Source organism: Epilithonimonas zeae (assembly GCF_900141765.1).
GTDB classification, from domain to species: domain Bacteria; phylum Bacteroidota; class Bacteroidia; order Flavobacteriales; family Weeksellaceae; genus Epilithonimonas; species Epilithonimonas zeae.
The window spans coordinates 330,721-347,481 of sequence record NZ_FSRK01000001.1; the positions used below are offsets into that span (position 1 = coordinate 330,721).

The window sequence follows — 16,761 nt, forward strand, 5'->3', positions numbered from 1 at the left end:
CTTTGCGAAAATTAATAATACGAATGTTGAAACAATTACTTTTTCTTGTCATACTATTGACATTTTCTTTTTCATATACTCAAATAGTTAATATTCCAGATCCAAATTTTAAAGCTTATTTAGTCGGCGATTTTAATATTAATTCTAATGGCGATGCCGAAATACAGATATCAGAAGCGAACAATTTTACGGGATTTATAGACTGTTCTTTTAAAAATATAGCAGACTTGACAGGAATAGAAGCTTTTGTGAATATCAAGCAATTGATTTGTAATGATAATCTGTTAACAAGTTTGGATACAAGTAAAAATATTGCTTTAAAGTCATTAGAGTGTGGTAATAATATACTTATTAGTCTAACTGTCAGCCCAAATATTGCATTAAGTGTTATCAACTGCTATAACAACCAGTTGACTAATATTGACATCAGTAAAAATATTGGATTAGACACTTTTGATTGTTCAAATAACAAATTAACGAACTTGGATGTAAGCAAAAACACGGCATTAGTTTTTTTAGCTTGTAATCAAAACCAGATTAAAAATCTTAATCTAATTAATAATACAGCTTTGACTGATCTGTATTGTAATAACAACAAGTTGGAAATATTAGATTTGAAGAATGGACATAATTCCAATATTTCTTCTTTAACTTCAACACAAAATCCAAACTTATTTTGCGTACAAGTCGATAATGCTGTTTATTCTAATGCTAATTGGTTTAACAAAGATGCTTGGTCAAATTATAGTGAGAATTGTGGATATCTCTCGGTTGAAAATAATAAACAATTGAAAGTGAGTTTTTATCCGAATCCTGTGAAAAAATATTTTCATGTTCAGACAGAAAACAAAATTAAGAGTATAGAATTTTATTCTTTAAATGGACAATTAATCAAAACGTCATTTCTTAAAGATACAGATATTTCTAATCTACCAAAAGGTAATTATATTGTAAAAATTATGACTGATAAAGGAATGATTACAGAAAAAATTATAAAAGATTAATTTATATTCCCAATATTAATTTTCTGTAATAAAGAATCGTTAAAAAAGAAGTCGTTTTGTTAGCAAAAATAAAAATCGTACCTTTGCGCCAAATTAGACGATCTTTAAATGAATTTATTTACGGAATCCAATCTTAGCGCTGAAGTTCTTCAGGCGATTGGCGACCTCGGCTTCGTAGAGCCGACAGAAATCCAAAAACAGACTATTCCTTTTATCTCTACAGATACTCGCGATCTTATCGCACTTGCGGCAACAGGAACAGGCAAAACAGCAGCATTTTCGCTTCCGATTTTGGATATGATAGACGACAATAGTCGTAAAATCCAATTATTGGTGCTTTGCCCTACTCGTGAACTTTGCCTTCAGATTACCAAAGACATCAAAAATTATACGAAATACCTAAAAAACATCAAAACTACAGCAGTTTATGGTGGTAGCAGTATTATGGACCAAATCCGATCTTTGAGAGAAAAACCACAGATTATTGTGGGAACTCCGGGTCGTGTGATCGATATGATCGGAAGAAAAGCACTTGATTTTTCTGAAGTGCGATGGGTAGTTTTGGATGAGGCTGATGAAATGTTATCCATGGGTTTCAAAGATGATTTGGAAACTATTCTTAGCGAAACGCCAGAAACAAAACAAACTTTCTTGTTCTCTGCAACGATGAACAAAGAAGTGGAACGTATTTCTAAAAACTATTTGACCAATCCTCACAGAATTTCTATTGGATCGATCAATGCAGTTAAGAAAAACATCAAACACGAATATTATGTGGTTGGTTACAGACAGAAAAAAGATGCTCTTAAGAGATTAATTGATTCGAATCCCAATCAATATTCGATTATCTTTTGCAGAACCAGAATGGAAACTCAGGAAATTGCAGACTTCTTGATGCAAAATGGTTACGCAGCTGATGCTCTTCATGGTGATCTTTCTCAAGCACAGAGAGATACGGTGATGAAGAAATTCAGATTAAAAAATATCGATATCCTGGTTGCGACAGACGTTGCAGCTAGAGGTTTGGATGTGGATTCTTTGACGCACGTTATTCATTTTTCTTTACCGGATGATCCAGAAGTTTTTGTTCACAGAAGTGGAAGAACAGGACGTGCTGGTAAAGACGGAATTTCTATGGCTCTTATCAAACCAGAAGAATCTAGAAAACTGAAGCAAATCAAATCCGAAACTAAAATCGAGATTGAGGAGAAAAAAATACCGACTGGAAAAGATATTATCAAAGCTCAGGTTGGCGGTGTTTTCGAGAAGTTATTGACAGAACACGAAGATTTCTTTGACTTTGATAACAGTTTGATTCCAGACCTTTCTAGCCTTACAAAAGAAGAATTGGTTCATCAGTTACTGCAATTCCAATTGAAAGATCTTGCAACTTATTATAAGGATAGAAATGATATCCAACAGCAAGAACTCAATAGTAGAGGAGATGATAGAGGTAGCAGAAGAGATAGAGGAAGAGAGCGTGAGAGAAGCGGAGAGCCTAGAGAAAGAAGAGAACGTGGTGATAGAAATGACAGAGGTGGAAAACCAAGAAGAAAGAATGAAGATATGGTAAGATTCTTCTTTAACCTTGGAAAAAGAGACCAATTGAAAAAAGTGGATATGCTTGATATCATCAACAAAGCGACTTCAAAATCCAAAAAAAGAGCAGATATTGGTAATATCGAGATTTTGGATAAGTTCAGCTTTTTCGAAATAGAAAAGTCTTTCAAGAATGAAGTTATGAATGGATTAACTGAGATGAAATTTCGGGGAAAAGAAATGCGCGCCGAAGTTGCAAATTAATCCTAAAACAGTCATAAATATTTCAAATGATATTTGTAAAAACCTGCTAATCAGCAGGTTTTTGTTGTTTTTAATCTTAATGATTATTTAACATAAAAATTTTCATTGCCTTTTGTTTTTTATCATATTTGCAGAAATTAATCCGAAATAATGGGAATAGGCAATCTTTTCAGAGCATTTCAACCGAAAGATAAAATCTTTTTTGATCTGTTTCTTCGAGTAGCAGACAACTTAGTAGAAATGTCCAAAACGTTTCACGACGGTTTGCTGGATTTTGATATCAATGATGAAACTTTGTTGAATCAAATGAGCGATTATGAACATAAATTGGATGATCTTACCCACGAGATTTTTGTTCAATTGGGAGAGAATTTTATCACGCCATTTGACAGAGAAGATATCAACTATCTGGCTTCTGGTTTGGATGACATTGCTGATTATATCTACGCTTCTGCAAAATATATTTATTTATACAAGAGCCCGGACAACAAAGTTTACTCCGAGTTTTCTCTTTTAATTCACAAATCTTGTCTTGAGATTAAGAAAGCTTTGGAGAACTTGAAAGACTTCAAAAATCCAAATGAAGTAAGAGAATCTTGTATCAAGATCAATTCTTACGAGAATATTGCAGATGATGTTCTAAGTCAGGCTATTGTGAAGTTATTTGAAACCAATGATGCATTGTTGATTATCAAGCAAAAATCTATTCTTGATTATTTGGAAATTGTTACAGATAAAGCAGAAGATGTTGCCAACACAATGGAAAGCATAGTTATCAAATACGCATAAGCGCGCGACCAAAAATTAAAAACGAATGGATTTTCCAATTCTACTCATTATTATTATCGCATTAGCGCTGATATTTGATTATATCAATGGTTTTCACGATGCAGCCAATTCTATCGCAACCATTGTTTCTACAAAAGTACTAACGCCTTTTCAAGCTGTTCTTTGGGCAGCATTTTGGAATTTTGCGGCGTTTTTCATTGCCGCTTATGTTGTAGGCGAATTCAAAATTGGTAATACGATTGCTAAAACGGTAGATGAAAACTTTATCACACTAGAAGTAATCTTTGCAGGATTAATTGCAGCAATCGCTTGGAACTTATTAACTTGGTGGTTCGGGATTCCATCTTCGTCATCACACACTTTGATTGGTGGATTTATTGGAGCAGCTTTGATGCACGCTTTGATTTCTGATTATCATTTAATTGCAATCACACATCCGGAATATTCTTTTTTCGAAAAGGCTTATCAGTCATTTGTTCAGCTTTTCTCGCAAAATGTGGTTAAATATAAGGTGGTAATTCCTATATTTCTATTCATTTTTATGGCGCCACTTATCGGTATGGCGATTTCAATTGTTATTACATTGATCATCGTTAATATCTGTAAAAGAGCTAATCCACATAAGGCTGAACGAGTTTTCAAAAAATTACAGTTGGTTTCTTCTGCATTATTCAGTCTTGGACACGGAACAAATGATGCTCAGAAAGTAATGGGGATTATTGGAGCAGCGATGATCTATTTCCACGTGAATATGATGAAAGATCCACTTTATCTTAATATTCCAGAAGCAGATCGTTTCAACTTCTTTGCAGACCATTATCTTTGGGTTCCAGTTGTTTCATTCTTAGCAATTGCATTAGGAACGATGAGTGGCGGTTGGAAGATTATCAAAACAATGGGAACCAGAATTACGAAAGTAACACCGTTGGAAGGAGTAGCAGCAGAAACTGCTGGAGCTATCACGCTTTTCATCACGGAACAATTGAGAATTCCGGTTTCTACAACGCATACCGTTACTGGATCTATTATTGGAGTTGGCCTTACCAAGAGAGTTTCGGCAGTAAGATGGGGAGTTACAGTCAGCCTGCTTTGGGCTTGGATTCTAACGATTCCAATTAGTGCAATTGTGGCAGGAATTACTTATCTGCTTGTAGTTTTAATATTCTAATAAACTCTTAATATAATCTTTGTAGTTCCTTCCGATAGGAATTTGAACTCCTTGGATTTCTACAGATTGTGAATCAAAAAAGTCTATTTTGGATTTTGAAATGATAAAAGAACGGTGAATCCGAATAAAATCTGACGGCAGTATTTTTTTCAATTCACTGATAGAATGTCTGGTTAGGATTGTTCTTTCTTTTAAAACAATTTTGATATTCTCCTTTTGACTTTCGATATAAAGAATTTCTTGAACCTGAATTTTTGCTCTTTTCTTATTAACAGTAAAGAACAAAAATTCAGGTTCATTTGTTATTTGACCTTCTGTTTTAGCAGTTGGTAAAGCTTTTTGAACCGCTGATACAAACCTTTCAAACGCAATAGGTTTTAGCAAATAATCCAAAACCTGATACTGATAACTTTCCACAGCAAACTCGTGATAAGCAGTTGTAATAATAACTTTTGGCGGATTCTTGATTGCAGATAAAAAATCCAGACCTTTTATTTTTGGCAAATGCAAATCCAGAAACATCAAATCAATTTTGTTTTCATTGAGTTTTTGCATCGCACTAATCGCATCATTGCAAACAGCAATTAATTCCAAAAAAGGAATCTGCTGAATGTAATCCTTCATTATATTGACGGCCAGCGGCTCATCTTCAACTATTATACATTTCAGGTTCATAGGAATTCAGATTGATGTAAAGTGTTGCTGTGAATATATTATTTTCTGCTTCGGTTTGCAAAAGGAAATCATTGTAAACCAGTTTCAGTTGCCTTTCAAAATTAATCAAACCAATGCCTTTGCTTTCTTCATTATCATTTTTTTCAAAAGAATTAATGACGCTATAATTTAAAATATTATTATTGATTTCAAGATTAATATTAATGAATTTATTGTCAGTACTTTCACTCGCACCGTGTTTGAAGGCATTTTCTAAAAAAGGAAGTAATATTAAAGGTAAAACCAATTTTTGATTATCTGTGGCTGAGTTCCGAAATTCAATTTTCAAACGTTCATCAAAACGTATTTTCTGAATTTCCAGATAAGTATTCATAAACTGAATTTCCTTCGATATCGGAATGAATTTTTCCTTAGTTTCATACAACATAAACCGCAATAGACTCGATAATTTTAAGATTACATCAGCCGTTTTATCTGATTTTTCCCTTGCGAGAGAATAGATATTATTAAGTGTGTTAAACAAAAAATGCGGATTGATTTGGGATTTTAGGAAGTTGAGTTCTGCTTCGGTTTTTTCTTTCATTAATAATATTTCCCGTTGTTTCAACTTTTGACTGGCAGAATATTCATAAAGTGCAATCATCACACAAGCCAGAAAAATCTTGTCCATAAAAGAATTTAAAATTCCACCGTAACCATAAATTCCGACAATCTCAAGATGTGGATAAATATAAGGCACAATAAAATGAACCAGAAAAACATAGCCAAAAACTGAAAATAAGATTAATGTAACCGATAATGAAATAATTAATTTGATGTTATTTTTCTTATGTCTGAAAATTGAAATCAAATACAACATCAAATATCCCATCGGCATTTTGATAAGCAATATCGTCAGAAATTCTTCCAAAAAAGCGTGAACAAAAGTGGAGTAGACAGATTGTTTGTACTGGATTTCCATCCAATAATATTCTGTGTAAACTTCCAATATCAAATAGAATAACCAAAAAATGAAATGCCTTGCGAATCGTTTTTTCATAAAGTAAAACTACGTTTTTTAACTTTCCGATTTTCAAGATTGTTATGAACTACAGTTTTTAATACATCAATGATTCTCTTTTTCACATAAACAGTTATGATGTCATTGAACTGCTTAAAATGGTTGTGTGTAATTCCTGATAAGCTTTGTATCGCAAGTCGCTTTTTTCGATCTTTTTACGAGTTAATTTTAATAAAAAAATGAAAAAATCACTATTATTTATTTTGACGTCTGTCCTTTGCGAAATGTTCTTTGGACAATGGACAACAGGAGCCGATATGCCGGAAGGAATAAGAGCAGGGAATTCGATTTCTTATTCTGATGCCAGCAACAATGCTTATATGTACGTTATTGGTGGTAGAAACGACCAGGAAATTATTTCAAATAAAACCTATCGTTATAACATCAGAACCAATACCTGGGATACAAAACAGAATGCTCCAACACCAATTTTAGGGGCAGCCAGCGCAAGAATTGGAGATAACATTTTCATCATTGGAGGAATGGTTACAACGCCTGGAACTGTTACACGGAAAGTTTATAAATATAATATTGAAAATGATATCTGGAGTAATGTGGCAGATTTTCCGAGAGCATTTACAGACGGCGATGCAGTGCCTTATCAGGACAGTTTGATTTATGTCGTTGGAAGTTATAATTCTGAGAAAACTTTTGTTTATAATATTAATAAAGACAAATGGCGGGAATGCAATGCTGTTCCATCACCGGGAACTTCGCTTTCTTATGGTGCACTTTCAGTTTCTGGAAATAAATTGGTTTACATTGGTGGTTCTAATGGAACTTTTTCCACAACTTATTGGAACAATGTCTGGATTGGAGAGATAGACCAAAATAACCGTTCGGTTGTCAATTGGACTCAAGGAACTTCTTTTCCGGGTCAGACACGTACTTTTTTCGAACTTCAGCCTTGGAATAATGGTGTGATTCTTATCGGAGGAACTACGGATAATACTTTTGATACTTATACCAATGAAAATTACTTTTTTGATGCCAATAATAACACTTGGACTCAATTAACCAACAAACCAACAGCTTGGAATACTGGAAACGCAACTTCAATTTTTCTTGATGGCAGTTGGAAACTGATTTGTTCCGGAGGATTTGAACAGCAATATTTGAAAAAAACTGAAATCTATACACAAGAAAATTTATCTGTTTCCGATGATAAAACTTGTCAACTGAAAAATTTGAAAACCATAAGCGGAACTCGTCCGGGACTTCGATTTTGTCTTTCGGAAAACGGAGAAACGGACCTTACGATTTGGGATATGCAAGGCCGAAAAATCAGAAAAGAATCAAAAATTGCCGATAAAAAAGGAATGCACACAGTTTCGCTTGCCAATGAAGGTTTAAAAAGCGGATTGTATATGATTAATTTGAAGCAAAATCAAAACTCGGTTTCAAAAAAAATTCAGATAGTTAATTGATTGTTGTTGATTAAATATTAAATTCAATTTTAAAGAAATACTCTGGCAGTTTGTCGGAGTATTTTATTTGAAAAGTGTTTAAAAATCGTATTTTTGTCTCAAACAAGTTTTTAAATGGAATTCCTAGACCAGTATCAGAAAATTGTAGCAGACGCTATCGAAAAACATACTTTTACCAACAAGCCGGACGAGTTGTACCACCCGATGAATTACATCATTTCTCACGGTGGAAAGAGGCTTCGTCCGATTATGTTATTAATGGCTTGCGACCTTTTCAAAGGTGATTTGGATAAAGCTTTGAAACCTTCATTAGCAATCGAGTTCTTCCACAATTTCACTTTGATTCACGATGATATTATGGATGAAGCACCGTTGAGAAGAAATAAACCAACAATCCATACACTTCACGGGATTAATGTTGGGATACTTTCCGGAGATGCATTATTGATTAAAGCTTATCAATTTTTTGAAGATTTGGAACCGGAATTATTCAAAAAATGTATCAAGATATTCTCTGAAACAGGCGCTGTTCTTTGCGAAGGTCAACAATTTGACATTAATTTCGAAAACAGGTCGGATGTAAGTTACGATGATTATATTCAAATGATTACGTTCAAAACAGGTGTTTTAAGCGCTTCATCTTTCCAGATTGGAGCTTTGATTGCCGGAGCATCGGAAGAAGATGCAGAAGCAATGTACAACTTCGGAAAACATATTGGGATTGCTTTCCAAATTATGGACGATTACTTGGATGTTTTCGGAAATCAAGAACAATTCGGGAAAAAACACGCAGGAGATATTTACGAAAATAAGAAAACCATTCTTTACCTTTTGGCTCTTGAACATGCCAATCAGGAGGAATTATCTGAGCTTAATTATTGGTATTCCAAAAAAACGGATAATGTAGATAAAGTTTACAGTGTAGAAAAGATTTTCCGAAGAACAAAAGTGGATGACAAAGTTTTAAGACTGATTCAGAAGCATAATGAAATCGGACAATCTTATTTGGATAAAATAAATCTTCCGGACGAAAGTAAATTACCGTTCAGAGAATTGGCTAATTATCTTTTGAGAAGAGAAAGCTAAGAAAATATGATTTTTGGGCATTTTATCATAAAAAAATACAGAAAGTATAAAGGACAGGGTATTGGAACACGATTTGTAGTTGTGGGAATTCCATTGTTCCCAGTCCAGAGTTTTTATTTTCTTGAAAATAATAGAAGCATAGAAATAGATTTGCACTGGAAACATGCAGTTAAGATTTATGTCATTGTTATCTCACTAATCTATCTTTTAATAAAAGGCTTGACGAGGGATTATTATGACCATACATATAAAAATGCTTTAATTTATACAGTAATTTTCAATGCTCTAATTTATTTTTTATTAGATGCCTACACTAAAAAAGACAGACAAATTAGAGAACTTTTGTCTAAGGCGGTTTACATAAATGCTCTCCCAAAATTTTTAGGAAATGAAATGGCATATAATGTTCAGAAAAGTTTTATCCAAAACTATGGTGGAGGATGGAAAGATGCCATTAAAAATAACACTTACAGACAGGATGAATTACCTTTGCTATTCGCAATTGCGACATATGAAGATTACTTATACAAAAGTGATAAAAACCGATTGCTTTTTGAAAAGCTTTTTACAGAGTATAAAAAACGTGAAGGAATTAGGTAATTACTATTAAAAATCAATAATGAAATTCAGGACAGAAGTAGAGATTAATGAAAGTGGAAAAAAAATAGGCATCGAAGATTGTATATTCTCGATTGGTTCTTGTTTTGCGACGGAGATGCACGAGAAGTTTTCTGAAGGGCAGATTCAATCTCTCAATAATCCTTTCGGGACAATTTTCAATCCTTATTCTATTTTTCAGACTATTAAGCAGGTTTATGATGCAAAGGAATATCAGGAAAATGATTTGATTTTGGCTAATGAGAATTACATCAGTTTAGATCATCATTCGTCTTTTGATTCCAGATATGTGCACAAATCTTTGGAGAAAATCAATCAAAATATAGAAGAAGCCAATCAGTTTTTACAAAGCACAGACTTTGTGATAATCACGTTTGGAACATCTTATATTTATGAATTTCTGCCTAAAAATAAATTGGTTGCCAATTGCCATAAAATTCCACAAAAATTTTTTGAAAAACGATTTCTATCTCATCAAGAGCTGACGGATTCCATCAATAAAACCATCGAAATTCTAAAAGACATTTGTAGAAATGATGTTCAGATTTTGTTCACAGTTTCGCCGGTTCGTCATACAAAAGACGGAATTGTAGAAAATCAATTAAGTAAATCAAAACTGATTACTGCCATTCACGAATCGATTTCAGGAAAAGAAAATTGTAGGTATTTGCCGGTTTATGAGATTTTGATGGATGATCTTCGGGATTATCGTTTTTACAAAGATGATTTGATTCATCCTAATTATCAGGCTGTTCAATACATTTGGGGAAAATTTGGGAATGCTTATTTTTCTGATGAGGCTAAGGTTTTTATCAATGAAAATAATAAAATCCTAACTGCTCTAAATCATAAGACCAATGACGACAAGAATCCAAAATATCAGGAATTTTTGGATAAAATCAATCAGAAAATGATTGAACAACAAAAAAAAGTTAAACATAAAATATTTTAGTAATTATTAATTATAAATGATGAAATATAAAATTTTCACATTTTGACTCATCATTTATCACTCATCATTCATCATTAATATGATTGACACTCATACCCATTTATATTCTGACCAATTCGATGAAGACCGTTCTGAAATGATTCAACGGGCTTTGGATAAAGGCGTGGAAAAATTCTTTCTCCCCGCAATTGATTCTGAAACACACGAAAAAATGCTCTTATTAGAATCTGGATATCCGGGGAAAATATTTTCGATGATGGGACTTCACCCTTGTTCTGTAAAACCAGAATCTTGGGAATACGAATTACAATTAGTTAAAAATTATCTGGATCAAAGAGATTTTGTAGCGATTGGTGAAATCGGGATTGATTTGTATTGGGACAAATCGACTTTGGATATTCAGATTAAAGCTTTTGAACAGCAGATTGATTGGGCTATTGAAAAAGATATTCCAATCGTCATTCATTCGAGAGAAAGCTTTGATGAAACTTTTGAAGTTCTGGAAAGAAAGAAACATCCGAAATTACGTGGGATTTTCCATTGTTTTTCCGGAAATCTGGAACAGGCGAATCAGGCAATCGACCTCAATTTTGTTTTGGGAATAGGTGGAGTAGTGACTTTCAAAAATGGAAAAATTGATCAGTTTTTAAATCAAATTCCATTAGATAAAATCGTTCTGGAAACAGATTCACCTTACCTCGCACCAGTTCCTTTCCGTGGAAAACGTAACGAAAGTTCTTATGTAGAATTGGTTGCAGGGAAATTGGTAGATATCTATAAAAAAGACTTTTCGGAAATTGATCGGATTACAACTGAGAATGCTTTGAAGTTATTTAGAATTTAATAACATTAATCAGAAAGCAGAAACAAAAATAGTATTTAGTTAAAATATAAGTCATTATGAGAAAACTTTTATTTTTATTTATTTTAATATATAATTTCTGTTCTTCACAGCAGAGAAATCAGCCTGTAGAAATTAAAACAAGTTCAGATTATACGCATACAACTGGCGTGATTTTTCCAAAAGAATGGAATGGTTTTAAAAGAGACAGATTGGTTTCCTATGACTCCAAAAACTATAATATTGGCGCAACATACTATTTTAAGGCAAATAAGAAAGTCACAAATATTAGTATCTATATTTATCCTACAGAAGTTTCTAATGAAAATCTTAGAGACCAATTTTTATCTTTCAAAGAAGTTGTCAATAGAAATGCCACAAATCATCCAGAAATTTCACCTGAGTTTATAAAATTAAAATCGGAAAAAGTAATCGTAAACGGATTAAAATCATATTTCGATTACAATATTATTGTTCCGGACTTTATGAAAGGTCAGAAGGATCAAAACAATAAATCTTTATTTTCGGTTTATGATTGCGGAAAATGGAATGTTAAGTTTAGGATTAGTGTAGAAAATGGAGATTTTGAGCGAGTAAAACAATTAGAAAATGCTGTAATGACTTCTTTTGAACCTATTAAAATTGCAGAAAAATATCAAATTGAGAGTGGCAAAAATGCTAAAATTCTTATTTCAAAAACGGCACAAAGAGATTCTTTAATGCTAAAATCTACAATCGAAGAAGCAGAAGCAAAAAAAGAATGGCTAAATGTTAACAAAAGTGTTGAAGAATTATCTGCTGGTTTCAGTGATTTCGAAATTGAATCTTACGTCAGCGCAATTTAACAAAAACTCAAATTTTATAATGATAACAAAGATAAAATGATAGGAAACGAGAAAACAAAAATCTATTTTGAAAGTCTTCAAAAAATTGTTGATAAGGGATTTCTGAAGGATTTTATTTATTCACAAACCTTTGGAGTTGTTATTTATCCAGACGGAGAAAATCGAAAAAATCTTTATTCTGATTTCATAAAACAAAATAATATTCCGGAAGATGTAATCGAATTGATGTATAGAATTTATTATTAAGACTTCAAATTTTAAGATTAAAAATAAAAAAATAGCCGAATTATTTCGGCTATTTCAATTTATTTCTTTCTAAAAAATCCTTTATTTTTAGGTTTCTTAAAACCGATTTCAGTTTTTGCCTGAGGTTTTGGTCTTGGTGTAAAAGGTTTGTTATTACTGTCTCTTTTTTGCTCCACCAAATTATCTGTATGATATGGATGATCTGTCACAACAGGGATTTTCTTACCAATCAGTTTTTCTGTACTTCTAAGATTCGCTAAATCCAAACCGTCAACAAACGAAAAAGAAGTTCCTTCTGAACCCGCTCTACCAGTTCGTCCGATTCTGTGAACATATGTCTCAGAAACATCAGATAATTCATAATTCACAACATATTTCAGCTCATCGATGTCAATTCCTCGCGCTGCAATGTCTGTCGCAACCAGAACTCTTGTCTTTTTCGATTTGAAGTTGGAAAGTGCATTTTGTCTTGCATTCTGAGATTTGTTTCCGTGTATCGCTTCAGCAGAAATTTTGGATTGATGAAGTTTTCTGGCAATTTTGTCCGCGCCGTGTTTAGTTCTGGAAAATACCAAAACCTGATCCAATTTTGGGTTTTCCAAAAGGTGAATTAACAAATCGGTTTTATTAGAATTATCAACAAAATAAATACTTTGCTGAATTGTGTCTGCAGTGGAAGAAACCGGAGCAACTTCTACTTTTACAGGATTTACTAGAATCTCAGAAGCTAAATTGGCAATTTCTTTCGGCATAGTTGCAGAGAAGAAAAGGTTTTGTCTTTTAGCAGGAATTATTTTCAGGATTTTCTTCACATCGTGTACGAAACCCATATCCAACATTCTGTCCGCTTCATCCAAAACAAAAATCTGTAGATGATGAAGTTTAATAATCCCTTGAGAAATAAAATCCAATAATCTTCCAGGAGTGGCAATCAAAATGTCTACACCTCTTTTCAACTGTTGTTCCTGAGCGTGTTGTTTTACACCACCAAAAATCACCAAAGATTTCAATTTCAAATGTTTTCCATAAGCTTGGAAATTCTCTTCAATTTGTATGGCTAATTCTCTTGTTGGTGTTAGAATCAACGCTTTTATCTGGTTTGTGCGTTGGTCTTTTTCTGAGAGGTTTTGTAAAATAGGAATTGCAAATGCTGCAGTTTTTCCTGTCCCTGTCTGTGCGCTTCCCAAAAGATCTTTTTTCTGTAAGATAGATGGGATTGCTTTTTCTTGTATTGGTGTCGGCTGTTCGTAGCCTTGTGCTTTTAATGCATCTAATATTGGCTTAATTAAGCCTAATTCTTCGAAATTCAAATGAAATGTTTTAAGTGTAAATAAAAAAATCCCTTCAATTCAGAAGGAATTTATGTTTTGCAAAGTTAAGTTATTTAAAATAAAGTTATTAGTTAACTTTTTGCCAGTTTTGTTTTTTCTTTAATTCAGTAATATAAGTGATCAGAGCAGTTAGATTTTCAGGTTTTTCGCCTGCAGACAAAGCTATATCTTTTTTGCTGCCATCTGAAAAATAAACTCTGAGATTACTTTTAGATGCATCCATAATTCTCTTATCTATGTAACTGTCTGATAATGATTTTACATTAGCTGCATCTGTTAAAGTGATTAATTTATCATAATCTGCCGGACTGATTGTAGATTTGAAAGTTCCTTCTCTTGGTTTATCCAAATCGCCTTTACCTTCTCCTTGAGAGAAATTAAAGTGTTCTGCCTCAAGAACAGCATTTTTATCTGTGTCAATCGTTATCTTGTAAATAGGACAAAATCCGAAGCAAGGACCAACTTCATATTCTATTTTAGAATACTTTGAAGTTTGAGAAGTACCGCAGGACATTAGTCCAATCAATAGCAAAAGGCTTAGTAAATATTTCATTGTCAATTTTTTGTTCAACAGCTTTCAATAATTGTTCCGAAAATTATTTGAATCGATAACCTAATCCGATTTGGAAGAAACTACTTCTCATATCAGCTCCGTCTTTGTTGATATATCCAAATCCAAAATTATATCTGGCATCAGCAAAAAGATTTTGTGTAATATGATATTCAGCACCAACAAATGGATTTACGTTAAGAGTTCTTGCATTTTCGATTTTACCGGATGGAAATGCTGTGAAGTTTGCATTGTTTTTAACTTTGGCATCTATATTAAAGGCAAAGTTGAATCCTCCACTAAGTGCAAATTTGTTGATGAAATAATATTTTGCAGAAATTGGAACCTGAATTTGAGTGTATTTATAATTCACTTTCATAGTTCCAGCCTGTACGATTTCATTACCAACGAAATCGTATAAATCAACCGTCATTTTTCCACCCACTTGTGTGAAAAGTAACTCGCCTTATAAAGCCCAATTTTTACTAACAAAATGCTCAGCAAAACCACCGACATAGAAGAATGAATTTGATTTGAAATCAGTAAAATCTTCCCAAAATGTGTCAGGAGAATCTTTCCAGTCCAACGTAGAATTGATGTACCCGGCCTTTACTCCAAAATGTGTTTGCGCAAAAGCCAAAGAAGATGCTGCTATCATTAATAGCAAAGTAAGTTTTTTCATAGGTTATTAATTTTAGTTTTTATCCGTGCAATTTTTTCCAAATGGCATCTTTTAATTCCTGAAGTCCTTCACCAGTTACGCCGGAAAAAAATAAAGGTTGTCTGTTTTCAGGGAATTCTGCGGAGATTTCTTTCTTCAATTCGTCATCCAGCAAATCTGCTTTTGAAACAGATAGAATGAAATCTTTGTCTACTAATTCAGGATTATATTCTTTTAACTCATTTTCCAAAATCTTGAATTCCTGAAAATGATCTTCAGAATCTGCCGGAATCAAGAATAATAAAATAGAGTTTCTTTCGATATGTCTCAAGAATCTGTGTCCAAGTCCTTTTCCTTCTGCTGCACCTTCGATAATTCCGGGAATATCTGCCATTACAAAAGATTTGTAATTTCTCCATTCCACAATTCCAAGGTTGGGGGTTAAAGTTGTAAAAGCGTAATCTGCGATCTTAGGTCTGGCTGCAGAAACCGATGCTAGAAGTGTAGATTTTCCTGCATTTGGGAAACCAACCAATCCTACGTCTGCTAAAAGTTTCAGTTCAAAAATGATGTAACCTTCCTGACCTTCCATTCCTGGCTGGGCATATCTCGGGGTTTGGTTGGTAGATGATTTGAAATGCTCATTTCCTTTTCCTCCTTTTCCACCTTCCATCAGAATGATTTCTTGTCCGTCTTCCAAGATTTCTCCTACAATTTCACCCTCCTCATTTCTTGCAATTGTTCCTAAAGGCACATTGATGTACACATCTGCACCGTAAGCACCTGTCAACTGGTTTTTTGCTCCATTTTCTCCACGCTCAGCTTTTACGTGTCGCGTATATCTAAGTGGCAAAAGCGTCCATTCGTGGGCGTTTCCTTTCATAATCACGTGACCACCGCGTCCGCCATCACCGCCATCAGGACCGCCTTTTGGGATGTATTTTTCTCTGCGGAGATGGGCAGAACCTGCACCACCGTGACCACTTTTACAATGAATTTTTACGTAATCTACGAAATTTGACATATTACTTGGGATTATAGACAAATAGAGAATAGATGATAAACTTTTCTAAGTTCATAATCTATTCTCTATAAATATAAGTTTTTATTATTTAATTTTTTCTACCTCGGCAAATAGTTTTTCGGAGATTTCAGAAATGTTCCCAATTCCGTTAACTTCCACATATTTACCTTGATTTTTGTACAATTCTGCAACTTCTGCAGTTTTTGTATAATATTCTTTGATTCTGTTTCTGATGATCTCTTCATTAGAATCATCTGTTCTTCCGCTAGTTTCTCCTCTCTTCAGAAGTCTTTCTACCAAAACTTCATCTTCTACAATAAGAGAAAGACAAACGCTAATTTCTGCTCCTAATTCATCTTTTACAATGTTTTCCAAAGCTTCTGTCTGAGTAGCAGTTCTAGGAAATCCATCAAAAATAAATCCATTGGTCTCTGTAGGTTTTCTCAACTCATCAATCAGCATATCAATGGTAACCTGATCCGGAACCAATTCTCCTTTGTCAATATATGATTTGGCTAATTTTCCAAGCTCAGTCTCATTCTTCATATTATATCGGAACAGATCTCCTGTCGAAATTTGTTTTAAATTAAATTTCTCGATAAGATGCTGTGCCTGGGTTCCTTTTCCACTTCCCGGAGGGCCAAAGAGAACAATATTGATCATAATTTCTTTAAATTTATT

Annotated in this window: 19 protein-coding genes; 11 read left to right on the top strand and 8 right to left on the bottom strand. The window is 33.4% G+C overall.

Annotated elements, in window-relative coordinates:
* Window positions 1–23 precede the first annotated feature (23 nt).
* The 4 genes from BUR19_RS01450 to BUR19_RS01465 all read left to right on the top strand — a co-directional run bounded on the left by BUR19_RS01450 (window position 24) and on the right by BUR19_RS01465 (window position 4,764).
* Entirely contained in the window at window positions 24–1,004 is a 981-nt protein-coding gene (locus BUR19_RS01450; protein ID WP_074233160.1) for a T9SS type A sorting domain-containing protein, read from the top strand.
* A 108-nt stretch (window positions 1,005–1,112) separates the two neighbouring features.
* The gene (locus BUR19_RS01455; protein ID WP_074233161.1) at window positions 1,113–2,807 is read left to right on the top strand and encodes a DEAD/DEAH box helicase; all 1,695 of its coding nucleotides are present in this window, start codon (window positions 1,113–1,115) and stop codon (window positions 2,805–2,807) included.
* A gap of 150 nt (window positions 2,808–2,957) precedes the next feature.
* The gene (locus BUR19_RS01460; protein ID WP_074233162.1) at window positions 2,958–3,596 is read left to right on the top strand and encodes a DUF47 domain-containing protein; all 639 of its coding nucleotides are present in this window, start codon (window positions 2,958–2,960) and stop codon (window positions 3,594–3,596) included.
* A 25-nt stretch (window positions 3,597–3,621) separates the two neighbouring features.
* Window positions 3,622–4,764 carry an inorganic phosphate transporter gene (locus tag BUR19_RS01465; RefSeq protein ID WP_074233163.1) on the top strand — a complete coding sequence of 381 codons (1,143 nt, stop codon included), beginning with the start codon at window positions 3,622–3,624 and terminating at the stop codon, window positions 4,762–4,764.
* Here the strand turns inward: BUR19_RS01465 and BUR19_RS01470 are convergent.
* Together BUR19_RS01470 and BUR19_RS01475 are read right to left on the bottom strand one after the other, a co-directional pair.
* Window positions 4,753–5,439: a LytR/AlgR family response regulator transcription factor gene (locus BUR19_RS01470; protein WP_074233164.1), complete on the bottom strand. Its 687-nt coding sequence runs from the start codon at window positions 5,437–5,439 to the stop codon at window positions 4,753–4,755. The genes BUR19_RS01465 and BUR19_RS01470 overlap by 12 nt on opposite strands.
* Window positions 5,414–6,478 carry a sensor histidine kinase gene (locus tag BUR19_RS01475; RefSeq protein ID WP_074233165.1) on the bottom strand — a complete coding sequence of 355 codons (1,065 nt, stop codon included), beginning with the start codon at window positions 6,476–6,478 and terminating at the stop codon, window positions 5,414–5,416. Before BUR19_RS01475 ends, BUR19_RS01470 begins: the two co-directional genes overlap by 26 nt.
* Window positions 6,479–6,678: 200 nt before the next feature.
* Between BUR19_RS01475 and BUR19_RS01480 the strand changes: the two genes are divergently transcribed.
* The 7 genes from BUR19_RS01480 to BUR19_RS01510 all read left to right on the top strand — a co-directional run bounded on the left by BUR19_RS01480 (window position 6,679) and on the right by BUR19_RS01510 (window position 12,514).
* Window positions 6,679–7,926 carry a Kelch repeat-containing protein gene (locus tag BUR19_RS01480; protein WP_083600620.1) on the top strand — a complete coding sequence of 416 codons (1,248 nt, stop codon included), beginning with the start codon at window positions 6,679–6,681 and terminating at the stop codon, window positions 7,924–7,926.
* A gap of 114 nt (window positions 7,927–8,040) precedes the next feature.
* Window positions 8,041–9,012 (top strand): polyprenyl synthetase family protein, encoded by a 972-nt coding sequence (locus BUR19_RS01485; RefSeq protein WP_074233167.1) that lies wholly within the window; start codon window positions 8,041–8,043, stop codon window positions 9,010–9,012.
* Between the two features lie 6 nt (window positions 9,013–9,018).
* Window positions 9,019–9,612, top strand: coding sequence for a hypothetical protein (locus BUR19_RS01490; RefSeq protein WP_074233168.1), 594 nt, complete (start codon window positions 9,019–9,021; stop codon window positions 9,610–9,612).
* 19 nt (window positions 9,613–9,631) lie between these two features.
* Window positions 9,632–10,582, top strand: a complete 951-nt coding sequence (locus tag BUR19_RS01495; protein ID WP_074233169.1) for a GSCFA domain-containing protein — start codon at window positions 9,632–9,634, stop codon at window positions 10,580–10,582.
* A 79-nt stretch (window positions 10,583–10,661) separates the two neighbouring features.
* The gene (locus BUR19_RS01500) at window positions 10,662–11,426 is read left to right on the top strand and encodes a TatD family hydrolase (protein WP_074233170.1); all 765 of its coding nucleotides are present in this window, start codon (window positions 10,662–10,664) and stop codon (window positions 11,424–11,426) included.
* A 56-nt stretch (window positions 11,427–11,482) separates the two neighbouring features.
* Entirely contained in the window at window positions 11,483–12,268 is a 786-nt protein-coding gene (locus BUR19_RS01505; RefSeq protein WP_074233171.1) for a hypothetical protein, read from the top strand.
* 36 nt (window positions 12,269–12,304) lie between these two features.
* Window positions 12,305–12,514 (top strand): hypothetical protein, encoded by a 210-nt coding sequence (locus BUR19_RS01510; protein ID WP_074233172.1) that lies wholly within the window; start codon window positions 12,305–12,307, stop codon window positions 12,512–12,514.
* A gap of 59 nt (window positions 12,515–12,573) precedes the next feature.
* On the opposite strand, the gene BUR19_RS01515 is transcribed toward BUR19_RS01510, so the two are convergent.
* The 6 genes from BUR19_RS01515 to BUR19_RS01540 form a co-directional block, all read right to left on the bottom strand.
* On the bottom strand, window positions 12,574–13,824 hold the full coding sequence (locus BUR19_RS01515) for a DEAD/DEAH box helicase (protein ID WP_074233173.1): 1,251 nt from the start codon (window positions 13,822–13,824) through the stop codon (window positions 12,574–12,576).
* An 88-nt stretch (window positions 13,825–13,912) separates the two neighbouring features.
* Window positions 13,913–14,398 (bottom strand): DUF6438 domain-containing protein, encoded by a 486-nt coding sequence (locus BUR19_RS01520; RefSeq protein ID WP_074235501.1) that lies wholly within the window; start codon window positions 14,396–14,398, stop codon window positions 13,913–13,915.
* A gap of 43 nt (window positions 14,399–14,441) precedes the next feature.
* Window positions 14,442–14,828, bottom strand: a complete 387-nt coding sequence (locus BUR19_RS01525) for an outer membrane beta-barrel protein (RefSeq protein WP_074233174.1) — start codon at window positions 14,826–14,828, stop codon at window positions 14,442–14,444.
* 33 nt (window positions 14,829–14,861) lie between these two features.
* On the bottom strand, window positions 14,862–15,077 hold the full coding sequence (locus tag BUR19_RS01530; protein ID WP_139297242.1) for a hypothetical protein: 216 nt from the start codon (window positions 15,075–15,077) through the stop codon (window positions 14,862–14,864).
* A 19-nt stretch (window positions 15,078–15,096) separates the two neighbouring features.
* Window positions 15,097–16,080, bottom strand: a complete 984-nt coding sequence (gene obgE / locus BUR19_RS01535) for a GTPase ObgE (RefSeq protein ID WP_074233176.1) — start codon at window positions 16,078–16,080, stop codon at window positions 15,097–15,099.
* 84 nt (window positions 16,081–16,164) lie between these two features.
* Window positions 16,165–16,743 carry an adenylate kinase gene (locus BUR19_RS01540; protein WP_074233177.1) on the bottom strand — a complete coding sequence of 193 codons (579 nt, stop codon included), beginning with the start codon at window positions 16,741–16,743 and terminating at the stop codon, window positions 16,165–16,167.
* Window positions 16,744–16,761: the final 18 nt, after the last annotated feature.

Bases quoted from the DNA above. Each gene is read 5' to 3' on its own strand.
- BUR19_RS01510 (WP_074233172.1), top strand. From the start codon at position 12,305: ATGATAGGAAACGAGAAAACAAAAATCTATTTTGAAAGTCTTCAAAAA.
- BUR19_RS01455 (WP_074233161.1), top strand. From the start codon at position 1,113: ATGAATTTATTTACGGAATCCAATCTTAGCGCTGAAGTTCTTCAGGCG.
- BUR19_RS01485 (WP_074233167.1), top strand. From the start codon at position 8,041: ATGGAATTCCTAGACCAGTATCAGAAAATTGTAGCAGACGCTATCGAA.
- BUR19_RS01460 (WP_074233162.1), top strand. From the start codon at position 2,958: ATGGGAATAGGCAATCTTTTCAGAGCATTTCAACCGAAAGATAAAATC.
- BUR19_RS01505 (WP_074233171.1), top strand. From the start codon at position 11,483: ATGAGAAAACTTTTATTTTTATTTATTTTAATATATAATTTCTGTTCT.
- BUR19_RS01475 (WP_074233165.1), bottom strand. From the start codon at position 6,478: ATGAAAAAACGATTCGCAAGGCATTTCATTTTTTGGTTATTCTATTTG.
- BUR19_RS01480 (WP_083600620.1), top strand. From the start codon at position 6,679: ATGAAAAAATCACTATTATTTATTTTGACGTCTGTCCTTTGCGAAATG.
- BUR19_RS01520 (WP_074235501.1), bottom strand. From the start codon at position 14,398: ATGAAATATTTACTAAGCCTTTTGCTATTGATTGGACTAATGTCCTGC.
- BUR19_RS01525 (WP_074233174.1), bottom strand. From the start codon at position 14,828: ATGACGGTTGATTTATACGATTTCGTTGGTAATGAAATCGTACAGGCT.
- BUR19_RS01500 (WP_074233170.1), top strand. From the start codon at position 10,662: ATGATTGACACTCATACCCATTTATATTCTGACCAATTCGATGAAGAC.
- obgE (WP_074233176.1), bottom strand. From the start codon at position 16,080: ATGTCAAATTTCGTAGATTACGTAAAAATTCATTGTAAAAGTGGTCAC.
- BUR19_RS01540 (WP_074233177.1), bottom strand. From the start codon at position 16,743: ATGATCAATATTGTTCTCTTTGGCCCTCCGGGAAGTGGAAAAGGAACC.
- BUR19_RS01530 (WP_139297242.1), bottom strand. From the start codon at position 15,077: ATGAAAAAACTTACTTTGCTATTAATGATAGCAGCATCTTCTTTGGCT.
- BUR19_RS01470 (WP_074233164.1), bottom strand. From the start codon at position 5,439: ATGAACCTGAAATGTATAATAGTTGAAGATGAGCCGCTGGCCGTCAAT.
- BUR19_RS01450 (WP_074233160.1), top strand. From the start codon at position 24: ATGTTGAAACAATTACTTTTTCTTGTCATACTATTGACATTTTCTTTT.
- BUR19_RS01465 (WP_074233163.1), top strand. From the start codon at position 3,622: ATGGATTTTCCAATTCTACTCATTATTATTATCGCATTAGCGCTGATA.
- BUR19_RS01490 (WP_074233168.1), top strand. From the start codon at position 9,019: ATGATTTTTGGGCATTTTATCATAAAAAAATACAGAAAGTATAAAGGA.
- BUR19_RS01495 (WP_074233169.1), top strand. From the start codon at position 9,632: ATGAAATTCAGGACAGAAGTAGAGATTAATGAAAGTGGAAAAAAAATA.